At 56.7% G+C, this 14659-nt stretch carries 10 protein-coding genes; 7 read left to right on the forward strand and 3 right to left on the reverse strand.

Going from position 1 to position 14659, the window contains the following annotated elements; translation table 11 throughout:
• The first annotated feature begins 2 nt into the window (after window positions 1-2).
• Window positions 3-3410 carry a glycosyltransferase family 2 protein gene (locus CQ018_RS13910; protein WP_258142631.1) on the forward strand — a complete coding sequence of 1136 codons (3408 nt, stop codon included), beginning with the start codon at window positions 3-5 and terminating at the stop codon, window positions 3408-3410.
• On the forward strand, window positions 3407-5353 hold the full coding sequence (locus CQ018_RS13915; protein ID WP_105550617.1) for a DUF5719 family protein: 1947 nt from the start codon (window positions 3407-3409) through the stop codon (window positions 5351-5353). The genes CQ018_RS13910 and CQ018_RS13915 overlap by 4 nt, the downstream gene beginning before the upstream one ends.
• Here CQ018_RS13915 and CQ018_RS13920 read toward each other — a convergent pair.
• The gene (locus CQ018_RS13920) at window positions 5350-5847 is read right to left on the reverse strand and encodes a metallopeptidase family protein (protein ID WP_105550618.1); all 498 of its coding nucleotides are present in this window, start codon (window positions 5845-5847) and stop codon (window positions 5350-5352) included. The two genes, CQ018_RS13915 and CQ018_RS13920, sit on opposite strands and share 4 nt — an antisense overlap.
• Window positions 5848-5948: 101 nt before the next feature.
• Here CQ018_RS13920 and CQ018_RS13925 point away from each other — a divergent pair, with 101 nt between their 5' ends.
• From CQ018_RS13925 to CQ018_RS20570, 3 genes are all read left to right on the forward strand, one after another.
• On the forward strand, window positions 5949-6347 hold the full coding sequence (locus tag CQ018_RS13925) for a DUF3499 domain-containing protein (protein ID WP_105550619.1): 399 nt from the start codon (window positions 5949-5951) through the stop codon (window positions 6345-6347).
• A 10-nt stretch (window positions 6348-6357) separates the two neighbouring features.
• Complete coding sequence (locus CQ018_RS13930; protein WP_105550620.1) at window positions 6358-6543, forward strand: hypothetical protein; 186 nt, start codon at window positions 6358-6360, stop codon at window positions 6541-6543.
• Between the two features lie 203 nt (window positions 6544-6746).
• Window positions 6747-8357: a TIGR01906 family membrane protein gene (locus tag CQ018_RS20570; protein ID WP_258142623.1), complete on the forward strand. Its 1611-nt coding sequence runs from the start codon at window positions 6747-6749 to the stop codon at window positions 8355-8357.
• An 88-nt stretch (window positions 8358-8445) separates the two neighbouring features.
• On the opposite strand, the gene CQ018_RS13940 is transcribed toward CQ018_RS20570, so the two are convergent.
• Both CQ018_RS13940 and CQ018_RS13945 read right to left on the reverse strand, forming a co-directional pair.
• Complete coding sequence (locus tag CQ018_RS13940) at window positions 8446-10308, reverse strand: long-chain fatty acid--CoA ligase (RefSeq protein WP_105550621.1); 1863 nt, start codon at window positions 10306-10308, stop codon at window positions 8446-8448.
• A gap of 72 nt (window positions 10309-10380) precedes the next feature.
• Window positions 10381-11988 carry a dolichyl-phosphate-mannose--protein mannosyltransferase gene (locus CQ018_RS13945; protein ID WP_258142624.1) on the reverse strand — a complete coding sequence of 536 codons (1608 nt, stop codon included), beginning with the start codon at window positions 11986-11988 and terminating at the stop codon, window positions 10381-10383.
• Between the two features lie 67 nt (window positions 11989-12055).
• Between CQ018_RS13945 and rsmI the strand changes: the two genes are divergently transcribed.
• Complete coding sequence (rsmI, locus tag CQ018_RS13950; RefSeq protein WP_105550622.1) at window positions 12056-12904, forward strand: 16S rRNA (cytidine(1402)-2'-O)-methyltransferase; 849 nt, start codon at window positions 12056-12058, stop codon at window positions 12902-12904.
• A gap of 164 nt (window positions 12905-13068) precedes the next feature.
• A complete protein-coding gene (locus tag CQ018_RS13955) occupies window positions 13069-14550 on the forward strand; it encodes an NAD-dependent succinate-semialdehyde dehydrogenase (RefSeq protein ID WP_105550623.1) in 1482 nt (493 codons plus the stop codon).
• Window positions 14551-14659 lie beyond the last annotated feature (109 nt).

A 14659-nucleotide genomic window follows, 5' to 3' on the forward strand; every position in this document is an offset into this window, starting at 1 on the left:
CGATCCATGTCACAGCCGTTGTTGCAGCACACAATGGCGCAGTCTTCTTGCCCCGAACCCTCGATGCCCTGCGTGATCAAACACGCCTCATCGATAGGTTTGTGGGCGTTGACGCATCATCAACCGATGATTCCGAATCCTTGATGCGCAAGCATCTGCCCTCGGACGCCACGATTCTTGGCGTCGAAGCGCACAGCTTTGGAAAATCGGTTAAAGCTGCGGTTAATTCTTTGGGCAAACCCAAACCGGGGCGCACCGAATGGTTATGGCTCATCCATGACGATTCAACCCCGGCCCCTGATGCCCTCGAAAGACTTGTCACAGTCGTTGAAGCCACCGAATCGGTGACTATTGCCGGCTGTAAGCAGCTAGACCTTGATTCACCACGTCGATTACTCGACGTGGGTCTTGGCGTCAATGAATACGCCGAGCGGGTGACCCTCATTGAAATCGATGAGGTTGACCAAGGCCAATATGATGCACGAACCGACTCCTTCGCTGTGACAAGTGCCGGAATGCTGATCCGCCGTGATGTCTTTGAAGCACTCGGCGGCTTTGACCCTGCCCTGCCGGGGCTGGGCGATGACATGGATCTGTGCTGGCGCAACCGCCTGCTGGGCAACCGCGTCGTTGTTGTTCCCGAAGCAATGATGTTCCACAAGGCAGCGGTAGTCCGTGCGCTTGCCGGACCCAAGGAAACCAGGCGCGCCGAAGTCTTCATGCGGCTCAAGCACGCAGCCGGGTGGAAGATTCCGTTCCTGATAGCTGGGGCCATTCTAGGTGGGCTCTATAGATTTATCGGCTCCTTACTAGCTAAAGACCCCGGCTATGCCTTTGGACAACTGGACGCGACGTTCCGTGCTGTGGGAACCCCCATCAAACTTTCACGATCACGCAAGGCAGCGGCAAAAACTCGCACCATGCCACGGAACGCGATTGCTCGACTGCTCACCGACCAAAATCTTGTCCGTGAACATCGCAAACACATGCTCGAAAGCCTCGATCACGCCCAGGTTCTTGGAGACGGCACCGGGGCATTGACCTCGGAGGCTCCCAGTGGAGACTCACGCAATGATTTTGCTTCCCTTGCAGCCCCGGCACGAACCTCTGCATTCATCAGCGCGATTCTTGCCGTGCTTGGAACCGTTTCTCTTTCGCTCATTGGGTTGCGTTCCCTCATTGGTGCCCCAGCAGTTGCCGGTGGGGCATTGCTACCACTGTCTACCAAAGCATCTGAGATTTACACCAACGCAACTACCTGGTGGCAAAACCTCGGCGCGGGAATACCCGGCGGGTCGGATCCATTTGATTTCCTACTTTGGTTAGCAGCTTTGCTCGGTGTCGGACACTCCAACGCTGCAGCCGTGGTACTCACACTGCTGGTCATGCCACTTGCAGCGCTCAGCGCTTGGCTGGGCTTGGGAGCCGTGACGCGTTCTCGGGCTGCACGCATGATTGGCGGACTGCTCTGGGGCCTCGCACCGGTATTGCAGGTTTCCTTGGCATCCGGGCGTGCCGGAGCGATGGTTGTTCATATTCTGGCACCACTGCTCCTACTGGCTCTACTGCGCACGGTGGGTGCTGCAACGGACTTTAAACGGCGCAATCAAATCAACGGTGCGACTCTTTCACGCCCCGGATTTGATGCAATCCCATCTTGGACGGGTGCCGCGGCAGCCTCGCTCTTACTTGCGGCAATAGCGGCCGCCTCACCGGCTCTTGGTATTGCAAGCATCGTCCTGATGCTGTTGTTAGCCATCACGCTACGCTCCCGTGCAAAGACGCTGTGGTGGGTGGCACTGCCAACCCTTGTTTTCCAAGCACCGCTGATTATTGGTGCCTTTGAAAACATCCGTACGTTGATCACAGATCCTGGCCTTCCACTAGCATTTGCTCCGGCACCGCTCTGGGCCCAGGCTCTTGGCTTCCCGGTAAACTTTGACCCATTCGCCGCGCCGCTTGGCTTTGTTTTCCTTCCGGATGGCCCCTGGGCATTGGTCATAGGAATCATCATCGGTGCCCCACTACTGGGACTGTCGATTGTCGCGCTTTTCTCGGCTTCCAAACGGGCGGCATTGGTCAGGACCCTGTGGCTTGGTGGCGTGCTGATGTTGGCAGCCGGGTACGGAGCAAGCCTGATTCCTGTTTCGGTTGCTGGAGAAGCCTGGGTTGCACCATTCAACGGGCCATTTATCTCGGCATTCTTGGTAGTGATGCTCTTCGCGGCAACTATCGGTGTTGCCGAGATCCGTTCGGAGCACCAAGAACAACCACTTACCCAAGGGTTTACCGGAACAACATCGCTACCCGAACACGGTGCAAACCGTGGTGTGTTGGTACTGATCTGCTCACTGATGACCCTCTCGCTCATTTCTGGCGGCGCCACGTGGCTTCTGGCACAAGATGGCTCACGCACCGAAAACCAAACCAATTGGGGCACTGCCAGCTCACTGCGCGCTGTCGCGTCCCGAACCCTACCGGCAACCGCAGCCGATCGAGGCCTAGGCCCATATGAAGACCGGACCTTGGTACTGGCTCCAAGCCGTGATGGTGCGATTTCCGCAGCACTGATGAACGGTGCCGGAACCACAGCCGATTCGCTCTCCCAGGTAGCAAGCGCCGAACGTATCGAAGGCGGTTTACTTGATCCGAGTGTACGAGCCGATGATGCCGCGGAGAAACTCATCGAATCAACGGTCGCAATGCTTGTTGCTAACTCGGACTTCGATCCACGTTCCTTCCTGGATTCATTAGGTGTCGGGTTTGTGGTGTTGCAAGAAAGCGGTGAGACGGCCTCGGCCTTGGTAGCTCAACTTGACTCGGTACAGGGGCTCGCACCGGTGGGTCGCACAGATGCCGGATGGCTCTGGCGAGTGGAACCGGGAACCGAAATTTCCGGAGCGGATAATGCCACAGACTTCACCTCGCGGGTCAGAATCACCACCAATGGTCAAACCACTGCTTTGCTACCTTCACACCGTGCCGAAGTACGCAACGTAAAGCTTGAACCATCTACCGAACCACGTCAGGTGGTGCTCGCGGAACGCGCGGACGCCGGATGGAAAGCAACACTCAACGGCAAACCGCTCACCCGAGTGACTGTTGGACCACAAACCGGGGGAGTCTCGGGTACAGGCGGGCTTCAAGCCCAAGCCTGGGCCCAAGGTTTTGAGCTAGGAACCGAGGGCGGAACCTTGAATGTTACGTATTCGAGCCCTTACAAAATACCGGTCTCGATAGCCCGCTGGACGGTACTTATTCTTGCGTTGCTGCTAGTAATTCCGATCCCACGTAGCCGCCGTTTTTCGGCACGCAGGCTTGACGAATACCGTACTCGTGGCAACGCCGAAAGCATTGATGAGCTGGACCGCGGTCAGCATACGGCCCAGGCCAAGGAGAAAAAATCATGAGCGAATCACGTCGGGCCCGCCGGGAGGCCGAGCGCAATGCCAAACGTAGATTCTTCTCACCCGGTGAGCCGGCAGTTGAACCAACGCAGACTTCCGCCCAACCCGCGCAAACGCCTCCGAATGCCGAAGCCGACGTTGAGCCGTCCAACCACGGCACCAAAGATGCAAATGCCACCGAAATTAATGCTCCCCAAAAATCTGAGAAATCGGAAAATACAACAACAAGCGGGCCGGAATCTCCAGATGATTCCAGCTCCAAGCCTGCCGAAGTAACCGCTGCCGAAGCACAAGTTTTCGAGGCAGCACCTGAATTCGAAAAAGTTCCAGCGCCAACGGCCGGACTAGCCACCAAAGTGCCCAAAAATTCTAAGGCCAAAAAAACCCTTGGCTTCATTGGTTCGGTGGCCGTGCTGTGCCTTGGAGCTGCCGCTGTTGCAGCGGGCACGCTCTTCCCTGCGCAGCTTCCAGCACAAGGGGCAGTCACCGGACTGACTACACTTCCGGCTAGTGACGCCCTAACCACTTGCCCGGCAGCAGTACGACTCCTGAAGGGCGCAGGAGCAGATGCAGACCCGGAATTTGCGCCAACCTCAAAAGATTCAAAATCGGTGATTCGTGCTGCAGTGCTCTCCGATAACGTGGGTCGCATCCCGGGCACACAACTACTCAAACTCGATGGCAAGTCCCAGCAAGAGCTTGCCCCCAGACTTGAAGAAGCCGAAGCCGCTAAACTTCCCCCAGCGGCCCAAGACGGTTCCTCGCAACGCAAGGGCATTACAGCAAGCGGCATTACGGCCGCCGAACCACTGACCTTGCGCACTCAACCACTTGGCGGATTACAGTCCTTGAGTGGTGCAGCGCGTTTCTATACCGCAAAAGACGGAGACTTGGCGGGGCTTGCCGCGGCCGGCTGCACCGTTCCCGCTTCCGAATCTTGGATTACCGGTGTAACAACCACCGGCGGTACTACCTCTGTGCTTCATCTTGTGAATTCATCGGCTTCTGTCAGTCAGGTCCGTATTGATCTGCGTGGCTCCGGAGGAGCCATCGAGGCCGCATCCTTGAGCGAAATTGCGATTGCACCGGGTGAAAGCAAATCACTGGTATTGGCTGCGTACGCGCCAAACGAAAAATCGGTGGCACTGAAAATTTCGGCATCAGGCGGCAAAATCAATGCAACTGTCCAACAAAGTTCCTTGCATGGGCTTACCCCTGGAGGAATTGATTATCTAGTTCCAGGAACACCAGCGGCTTCCAGCCAGATAATCCCCGGTGTCCTCCTGCAAGATCCACAGCTTGCCGGTGACCTTGCCAAAGGCACCTCAGCAGCGGATGCAGTGCCAGAACTTCATGTTTCGGCAACCTCAAACGAAGGTGCAACCATCAAGGTTAAGGCCTTGGGCGCAAACGGTGAAGTAGCAATTCCCGGCGGTGGCGAACTAATCGTTGCCTCGAATGCCACGGCAAGACTTCCCCTCACAGGTCTACCTGCTGGCGTTTATACCTTTGTCCTGGAAGCCGATTCCGCGGTAACAGCATCGGTGAAAATGGTCCGTGGAACTAAGGCCGATGAACCGATGGATCAGGCCTGGGCCGTTGGAGCTACAAGAATTGGTAGCGAACACCTCTCACCGGTTCCCGAAATTGGCAATGCTCGTTTGGTCCTCAACGCACCGGTAGACACCGCAACCATTACACTGCGACCGCTGAATAAGGACGGAAAATTGGGCGCCGAAAAGAAGATCGAGCTAAGCGACGCCAAGACCATCACCCTCAAGCCAAGCGATCTTGGTAACGACACCGTTGCCGTCATAATTTCAGCAAGTGGAGCGCCTGCATATGCCGCAATGGTTATCGAAGAAGGCGATACGGGTGTCGCGACCTTGGCATTGAATCCGGCTGCTTCCGGAGTTGAAGGTGTGCAGGTTCAGCTACGTCACTAACCCCAAGGATGGTAGCTAGGATCAATGGTTTGTGGGTCCATGGCCCACAAATCGGCAAGTTGCTCAACGATAGCCATATGGACTAATTCCGGTAATTCCGCAGGGACCTGCGCTGCTTGCTCCAACGGGCGACGATAGACGGTAATTCGTTCGGGGCGCCCCGGACGCCCCGAACGGTTGGTTGCCCAGGGCACCCTATTCCCCTCGGCCGCTACCCGCGTCAGCACCTTAGTATTGGGAACCAACATCAGGCGAAAGTCGATGGCGGTGACCCGGGAACCCCACCGATCGGCGAGCCGTTCGGCAGATTCAATAAGTAAATCCTCGAAAAATTCTTCACGGGTGCGGGCTCCCGGGAGCAACGAATCAAGTATTGGTCCGCGGCGTCCGCGGCCATGCCGGTTACGTTTTCTTGCCATAAAACCTCTGCCCGTGCCCGGTGCAGGATCGCCTAGGGGCACGGAATCCAGATCTGTCACAAGATTTTCGGTCATACTCTAAGACTAGAGCCAGGCGAGCTCCGGAAATACTGATTGCCTGCCACCCGGCGGTGCGAAGGGGTAAACACCAAGAGAACCGGGTAGTCTGTCTAATCGTGGGATCTACAAGACTTTGTTCACGTTCGGCGTGCCGTCAAACGGCAATCGCGACTTTGACGTATGTGTATGCCGATTCAACCGCAGTCTTGGGCCCCCTGGCCACGTATGCGGAACCTCATTGCTACGATTTATGTGCTCAGCACGCGGCAAGACTTACCGTCCCGCTGGGGTGGGAAGTGCTGCGCTTGGAGCTTCCCAGCGAAACGCCGCTGAACAAGGATGACCTCTACGCATTGGCAAACGCCGTGCGTGAAAAGGAAGTTCAAGCCCCGGTTGAACCCGCCGTAGAAATTCCGGCGCCCCGCACCGCACCACCGGCAATTGCACCGGGTAACGGAACCCATCTGACACGTCGACACCTTCGCGTGCTGCGTGAAGGGAACTCTGAGCTCTAAACTAGGTAGTATGCCTAGACTTCCAGTTCAGATCGCATCTTTGCTTCGTTGTCCTCTCACCGGTTCGGCGCTTGAACAAATCGGTGACACCCTAGTTTCTCTTGGCACCGATGAAAAGGGACAACGTCTGAGTTACCCAATCAGTGAGGGCATTCCGATCCTACTGACCCAAGAAGCCCAAAGCGTCCCAAACTAGGAGTCCTCCTAGCCACTTCAATACGTGAAAGCGTGGAAAAGCGCAGCGTCTCTCCGACACGCTGGAGCGTATTTGGCGTAGTGAGTCATGGGATAGCACGTTAGCTCGATAGGCTTGGGGCATGGTGTGTTCCGGGTAATGGCGGGATTGTTGCTGACCCTCGCACCGGTATGACACCAACGTCCGAAGTTGTGAGGGAAAAGATGGCAGTACAGGATGAACCCCGGGCCGAAACGCCAGACTCCACTCCGCCTGAAAAAACAGGTTTAAACCCGGCCCGTACCCGCGCAGAGGGGCTACCGCTGAGCGCTGCTGCCGCTGCTGCTGCCGCAAAGATCGAGGCAACCCTTGCCGCATCACGGTCTGCGGCGCTTAAGGGACAAACCAAGATCCCACCGGTCATCCCAGCATCGGATTCCCTCTCGGAGCCAGTTGCCGAGCCTGTAGAGCACCAGATACCGCAGAGTACACCGGTTGCACCCAATGCGGCTATCAGCGCAGCTGCCGCGGCAGCCTCCGCGTTTGCTTCAAGTGCAGCATCACCGGCCTCTTCCGCAAAGACCCCGGCGATGACCGATGCTAAGTCAACTCAGACGCAAGCCGATAAGAAGCCTGCGGCGCCGGGACAGGCGCCTGATTCCGGCAAACCCGCAGAAGCCAAAAAGGCGTTGCCAGCCGCGGGGAATGACCCGGTACCAAATGCTCCGGCCAAGCCACAAGCAACCGATGCTTCAAAGCCGGCAGCAAAAACGCCGGCGGAAACAGCACCGAAGACCGTAGCCAAAAACAAAGCACAAGTGACCCAACCGGTAAACAAACCGGAAGAGATCGAAGACATTATTGCCATGATTCCTGTTGAACCAGAGAAACCAGCAGTAGCCCCTTCCTCGACTGCAACGCTACCGGCCGTGGATCAAGCGGCGCTCAAAGCGAATGTTCCTGCCCCCGAAGCAGCAGTTGTTCCACCGCTCAAGGCAAATTCGGAAATGACCGCTGCGGCAGTTGCCGAAGCCCGAAACCGGGTTTTTGGTGCTTATAGCCCCACTCCGGAACCCTCGCCAGCGGCCCGCGAACGGCGTGCTGCACGAGAAGCTGCCCTTGGATCTAAACCACCCCTCGCCCGGACCTTACAGGTTATACTTGCCGTAATTTACCCATTTGTGTTGTTGATCGTGGCGATTCGTGCCGTGGCAAGCTCGGCATTCCTCTGGGCGGCATACCAGCGCCCGGGTTTCCCTGCGGACGGTTTTGGATTCAGCACCGCCGACCGGTTGACCTACGGCTCCTACGGCGTCGACTATTTAAACAATGTTGCAGATTCACGGTATCTGGGTGAATTGCGTGATCCATTGGGTAATCCGTTGTTCCTCAACACCGAGGTGCAGCACATGGTTGATGTGAAAAACGTTATTTCGCTAACCTACGCGTCCGGTGCGATCCTGGCACTGATCATGATTTTTGTGTTGTTCTACCTAGGCAAGAGCTATGCAGGGGGTATCCGTCGCGGATTATTTGCTGGTGCAATTTCAACAATTGCCCTCTTTGGGGGTCTAACCGCACTTGCAATACTTGGGTGGGACGCCTTCTTTACTGGTTTCCACAATATTTTCTTCGCCAATGGGACCTGGACCTTCAACTATTCGGACACCTTGATTAGGCTCTATCCGCCGCAGTTCTGGGTAGATGCAGCAATCACCATTGGTGGCCTCGTCATGCTGGTTTCCGTGATCACCCTGATCTTCACATGGCCTTCGGCCAAGCGTCGAGAAAAGTCTAGGCTGCGCCAGGAAGCTCGCGTCTTTGGGTTGAAGTAGAACATTGAACAAAAGGTTGAAGGGGGTGAGGAAAAATTCACTTACCCCCTTCAACCTTTTATTCGGCATTCAGCCCGTTACGAGCTGGCTATAAGCGTTGCACCGGAAGATAAATTGCATCGATCTGTGCGGCGTATGCGTCGATGACGCTATTGCGCTTGAGTTTCATGGAGGGGGTCATATGTCCTGATTCCTCGGTGAAATCCTCTTCGAGGATTAGGAACTTACGAATATTCTCAGCCTGGGACACAGTGGTATTTGCCGCATCGATAGCCCGTTGCACGGTATCGCGCACCAACGGATGCGCTGCCGCCTGCTTCAGACTCATGGCAGGTAAGCCATTGGCTCGGCACCACGACGTAAGCTCATCGGCGTCGAGAGTGATCAGTGCACCAACAAATGGGCGGTTTTCGCCAACGACTACCACCTGAGAGATCAACCGTGAGGCACGGACATATTCTTCCAACGGTCCGGGGGCGACGTTTTTTCCGCCGGCAGTAACCAAAATATCTTTCTTGCGTCCGGTGATGCTTAGGAATCCTGCCTCATCGAGAGAACCCGTGTCACCTGTCTTGAAGAAACCCTCGGCATCAAAGGCGCCCGCGGAGGCTTCGGGATTGTTGTGATAACCGGCAAAGACGCCGATGCCCCTGACTAACACTTCGCCGTCGGGTGCAATTCTAATGGTGGTACCAGGAATCGGGATTCCCACGGTTCCTACCCGTACGTCATCGGCCAGATTAACTGTGGCTGGGGCCGTTGTTTCGGTAAGCCCGTAGCCTTCGAGCAAGCCCAGCCCCGCACCACGGAAGAAATGCGCAAGGTCTGGGTTTAATGCGCTGGCTCCGGAAATTGTGTACCGGGCGTTGCCACCGAGCACGGCACGCAACTTGGGGTACAAGACCTTATTGAACAGTGCATGCTTGGCCAACAATAGTGGCGAACGCCGGCTCTTGAAACCTCGACCGCGGGCATCGGCTGCCTTGGAATATTCGATGGCAACGGCCTCTGCCTGAGCAAAGAGGCCCCCCTTACCGGCCGATTCGGCGGTGGCAGAGGCCGTGGCACGGATCTTTTCAAAAATGCGTGGAACCGCCAGAAGAAAGCCGGGTTTGACGGCCTTCATATCTTCAACCAGCGTTGCAGCCGAGGGCGTATGCGCAATCGTCGACCCGGCGTGCAAACATACTTGTTGGACGGCCCGGGCAAATACGTGGGCCAAGGGCAGGAACATCAAGGTACGTTCCCCATCCCCGAGTACCTTTGCCATATGCGGTGCAAGATTCACCGCGACTTCCGAAAAGTTTGCGTGAGTCATCATGCAGCCCTTGGGCCGACCGGTGGTTCCCGAGGTATAGACAAGGGTCGCCGTATCACCGAGCCGAGTACCACTGCGAGCGTGCTCAACATCGGCCTCGGTGATTGCCGATGAAGCACCTTGCATGAGTAGTTTCTGTAGACCGCTTGCCGGGATACTATCGAGCGAGTTTTGCGTGCCAGCGGATTCAAAGGGCCAAATTGTCACTTCTTCACCCAACGAGGCAAGAGCGGCACGAACCACCGCGGCATGCTGGGGTTCTTCGGTGAATACATGACGGGCACCGGAATCGCGTAAAATCCATTCGACCTGGAATGGTGAGCTTGTCTCGTAGATCGGCACAGAGATGGCCCCGGCAAACCAGATGGCTTGCTCCACCAGGGCCCACTCGTACCGGGTGCGCGACATGATCGCCACCCGATCCCCAGGCTTAACATTTTCTTCGATTAAAGTTTTGGTCAGCAGGCGAACGTCTGCAACAAAGTCAGCAGTTGAAACATCTACCCAGCTCGCTCCGCGCTTGACACTAAAGAGTGGTGTTTCATTGCCTGAGGCAAGCCTGTCCAACAGTAAATTTGTGGTGTTGAAATGTGGGGAAAGTTCAATAAGTTTTTTGGTACTTACTTCACGCATGAGTATTCCTGCTGGTTGATGAACTGAAAATATTGCCCAGCGTCGCTGGGGCTCGACATTTATGGTTGGGGACTAGGACCAACTTGGCATCCAGATATGGAGGCGCCAAAATTCGTAACTGACCATTTGTCCGGTCCAGATTGGCAGGTAGAACGCAGAAACCAGTAACACGAGCGCTAAGAACAATCCGGTCAATAATAATGCTCTGCTGCTACGCCACGCATCTACACTCCCTTCGGGGATAAACCTGCCCAAAACATAAACCAAGGAAAGGATCATGAACGGTGCAAAGGGAAGAGTGTAGAAGAAGAACATTGTGCGTTCTGGATACATAAACCACGGGAGGAACCCGGCACCAATAGCTCCCAAAATGGCACCTGCGCGCCAATCGCGTGCCCCGATGCAATAGAACAAGAGCAGGAGCAGGCTCAGCGTTGCTGCCCACCACATGATGGGGTTGGGCAAATCGGTGATTCCCTGAACACAATTGGTATCCATACAACCGTATTGCCCGGTGGTGCGAGACTCGTAGAAAAAGAGCACCGGGCGCCCGGCAAAAAGCCAGCTCCAGGGGGAAGACTCCCACCCATGCGGAGCACCAAGTCCTTCATGGAAGGTATAGGCAGCGCGGTGATATTCGATCAGGGAGCGCACCGAGTAGGGAACCCAGCTCCAGGCTTCCGAAGGATTTTCTACCGCCCATTGTCGATAACGGCCACCGGAGGTCATAAACCAACCGGTCCAGGTGAGTAGATAGACGCCAACCACGGTGGGGATAATTGTGAAAAAGGCTGGAATGCCTTCGCGTAGAATTCCGCCGACGAACCAATGCCGAATACCGGCGCGGCGACGGGCACTGAGATCCCACAGCACAGTCAGCAAACCAAAGACTGCGATAAAGGATAATGCCGACCATTTTACGCCCGCGGCACACCCTAGCATGACACCGGCTACAAGGCGCCAGGGACGCCACAAGAGCCATGGTCCGTATGCGAGTAGACGTGGATCCGGTAATTTCCCATCGAGGGTTGCCAGTGCGCGGGCCAACCTTTCACGCCCGTAATAACGGTCATTCAGCAGTGCCCAGAAACCGGCAACGATGAAAAACATCAAGAAAATATCGAGCAATCCGGTGCGCGACATGACAATTTGATGCCCATCAATTGCCGCGAGCCCCCCGGCAACTCCACCCAAGATCACGGAGGAAAACATACGTTGGGCGATCAAGGCAATCAGTAGGACCGCGAGAGTTCCAAAAAGTGCTGTGGAGAACCGCCAACCCAAACCATTATCTGTACCAAAGATCCACATACCCGCGGCAATTAACCATTTGCCTAAGGGCGGGTGGACAACAAAAGAGGCACTATCCTTGGGTTCGGGGTGACCACTGATGAACGCATCATTTGGCGTCTCTGCCCATTCCAGCTCGTAGCCCGCTTGCATCATGGTGTAGGCATCCTTGACGTAATACGTTTCATCAAAGATCAACAGATGCGGGTGTGCCAGATTTGTAAACCGCAGTACACCGGCAAGCACCGTCATGGCGAGGGGAACAATCCAACCCCACAGACCAGGTACGAAAACGTGGCCGATGAGTCGATCACGCAACGCTTGGATGCTAAAGGCCCGCTCGGGGGCCATCATCCAGCGGCGGATCGTTGGCGGTGTTGCTGTGTTCACCAGCCCCACTCTACTAGCCGGGGTGCTTGGTACACCGGGAAGGCACCACTGGCAGTAGGCTTGGCGTGTGGAAACTCAAGAAAATTCGGGCCAGATCGTCCTAGCCGCAACACCTATTGGAAACCTCTCCGATGCTTCACCACGCTTGGTGGAGCTCATGAAGAGCGCCGATGTTGTTGCCGCCGAAGATACCCGCCGATTCGTACACCTAGCCCAGGGTCTGGGGGTCCGTGTTCCGGGACGCATAATTAGCTACCACGAACACAACGAAACCCACCGACTGACCGAACTACTCGAGCTAGTGGCCGGCGGTGCAACTATTCTTGTGGTTTCCGACGCCGGCATGCCAGCAGTTTCCGATCCCGGTTTTAAACTCGTCGAGGCAGCAGTTGCAGCGGGTGTCACCGTGACGGCAGTTCCCGGCCCCTCGGCGGTACTTACGGCCCTTGCCCTGTCAGGGTTGCCCACCGACCGTTTCACCTTTGAAGGTTTTTTGCCACGCAAGGCGGGGGAACGCGCTAAACGCCTCGAAGACCTTGCCACCGAACAACGCACCATGGTGTTCTTTGAAGCACCGCACCGCTTGGATGCAATGATTCGTGCGCTACGTGATGCCTTCGGCGGCGAACGACCCGGTGCGATTGCCCGCGAACTAACCAAAATGTATGAAGAGGTCATCCGCGGACCACTTGATGAACTATTGGTCTGGGCCGAGGGAGAGGTGCGTGGCGAGATTGCAGTTGTTATTGGTGGTGCACCGGCAGGAGAACCAGCACGTGCAGTTGATCATGTTGCCCAGGTGCAACAGTTGGTTTCCGAAGGACTACGTCTAAAAGAAGCAGTTGCGGCTGTCGCCGAGAAAGAACGTGTCTCAAAGCGCGAGCTATACACCGCGGTGCTTGAAGCTCGCGCCTAGCCAGCACGGGAATTAATTTTCTGACGGGGGCTCTTTGGGATACCTGCACAACACATGGGGTGCGTCATAGTGCAGATAGAAATTTACAGCCCTAGCCTGTAGCACTAGCGTGGGCAGTGAACTGATCCACTGCCCGTAATTTTCGTTCAAGGGAGAACGCCCCGATGACCATTACCCCAGAGCGTGAAGCTGCGCTACTTGCCTCCGTCCCCACCGGTCTGCTGATCAACGGCGAATGGCGCGATGCCTCCGACGGCGGCACCTTTGATGTCTTCGACCCGGCCACCGGTGAGAAGCTGGCGACGCTGGCCTCCGCCACCTCCGAGGACGCTATGGCGGCACTTGACGCCGCCGACGCCGTCCAAGCCTCGTGGGCACTGACAGCACCGCGCGAACGCGCCGAGATCCTGCGCCGTGCCTTTGACATGATCACCGCCCGCGCCGAGGATTTTGCACTGTTGATGAGCCTAGAAATGGGCAAACCAATTCCAGAGGCCCGCGGTGAAGTTACCTACGGCGCAGAATTCCTGCGCTGGTTCTCCGAGGAAACCGTCCGTGACTACGGCCGCTACCTCACCACCCCGGAGGGCAAAAATAAGATCATCGTGCAGACCAAGCCCGTTGGCCCGTGCCTGCTGATCACCCCGTGGAACTTCCCACTTGCCATGGCAACCCGCAAGGTGGGCCCAGCAGTAGCCGCAGGCTGCACCATGGTGCTCAAGCCGGCCAAGCTCACCCCGCTGACCTCCCAGCTCTTCGCACAGGTCATGATGGAAGCCGGACTGCCCGCAGGCGTGCTGAACGTTGTTTCCTCCGCTTCGGCTTCGAAGATCTCCGGCCCGATCATGGCCGACTCGCGTCTGCGCAAGGTCTCCTTCACCGGCTCCACAGCGGTTGGCAAGATGCTTATGAAGGACGCAACCGAGAACGTGCTGCGGACCTCCATGGAACTTGGCGGCAATGCACCGTTCCTGGTCTTCGAAGATGCTGACATTGACGCAGCAGTTGAGGGCGCGATGGCAGCGAAGATGCGCAACATGGGCGAGGCCTGCACCGCAGCAAACCGCTTCTTGGTTCACGAAGCCGTTGCAGAGGAATTCACCACCAAGTTCGCCGCAGCCATGGGCGCACTGAAGACCGGTCGTGGCACCGACCCGAGCACCAACGTCGGCCCGCTGATTGACGGCAATGCCCGCGATGATGTTCACGCGCTTGTTGAAAAGGCAGTTGCAGCCGGTGCCATTGCAATCACCGGCGGCGCACCCGTTGAAGGCCCAGGCTTCTTCTACGCCCCGACCGTGCTGAGCAACGTTGCTAACGATGCCGAGATCCTCCGCCAGGAAATCTTCGGACCCGTAGCCCCGGTGACTACCTTCCGCGATGAGGCACACGCCATCGAGCTGGCCAACGCCTCCGAGTACGGCCTGGCGTCGTACATCTTCACCAAGGACCACAACCGCCTGTTCCGCGTTGCTGAGCAGATCGAGTTCGGCCTGGTCGGCTTCAACGCCGGTGTCATCTCAAACGCCGCAGCACCGTTCGGCGGTGTGAAACATTCGGGTCTGGGACGCGAGGGCGGCGCCGAGGGTCTTGCCGAGTACACAACCACCCAGTACATCGGTATCGCAGATCCGTACGCAGTCTAAGTAAATAGCTCGCGGTACCTAATTCAGGTTCCTGCAAAGTAGAGCGACGTGTGTTGGCGAATTCACCCACACACGTCGCTTTACTGTTCCCGCGTTCACCTCTGGGTTT

This window comes from Arthrobacter sp. MYb227 (assembly GCF_002975435.1).
In the GTDB taxonomy this organism is placed as follows: Bacteria; Actinomycetota; Actinomycetes; order Actinomycetales; family Micrococcaceae; genus Paeniglutamicibacter.

Coding starts and splice junctions, on each gene's coding strand:
- CQ018_RS13915 (WP_105550617.1), top strand. CDS start 3,407: ATGAGCGAATCACGTCGGGCCCGCCGGGAGGCCGAGCGCAATGCCAAA.
- CQ018_RS13920 (WP_105550618.1), bottom strand. CDS start 5,847: ATGACCGAAAATCTTGTGACAGATCTGGATTCCGTGCCCCTAGGCGAT.
- CQ018_RS13930 (WP_105550620.1), top strand. CDS start 6,358: ATGCCTAGACTTCCAGTTCAGATCGCATCTTTGCTTCGTTGTCCTCTC.
- CQ018_RS20570 (WP_258142623.1), top strand. CDS start 6,747: ATGGCAGTACAGGATGAACCCCGGGCCGAAACGCCAGACTCCACTCCG.
- CQ018_RS13940 (WP_105550621.1), bottom strand. CDS start 10,308: ATGCGTGAAGTAAGTACCAAAAAACTTATTGAACTTTCCCCACATTTC.
- CQ018_RS13955 (WP_105550623.1), top strand. CDS start 13,069: ATGACCATTACCCCAGAGCGTGAAGCTGCGCTACTTGCCTCCGTCCCC.